The 221-nt window shown below is 51.1% G+C and carries 1 protein-coding gene; it reads left to right on the top strand.

What is annotated here, in order from left to right:
- A partial coding sequence (locus LOK78_RS16640) for a hypothetical protein (RefSeq protein WP_232635705.1) occupies positions 1-221 on the top strand: 221 nt, incomplete at both ends.

Here is a 221-nt window from a genome sequence, read left to right on the forward strand (position 1 = left end):
CACCGTTGTGTTGACCGCAACCGGTGGTGAGAGCTATCAGTGGAGCAACGGGGCAACGACCCAAAGTATTGAGGTGAGTCCATCGGCAACCACGACCTATGAGGTAACGGTAACAACCGGCGAATGTTCTTCCACGGATTCAGTAACGGTTACAGTGACCCAACCAGAGACACCAGAATTGGTTGTATCTGCAGGAGATGATGTAACCATCTGTGAAGGAA

Source organism: Mangrovimonas futianensis (assembly GCF_021245805.1).
Lineage (GTDB): Bacteria > Bacteroidota > Bacteroidia > Flavobacteriales > Flavobacteriaceae > Mangrovimonas > Mangrovimonas futianensis.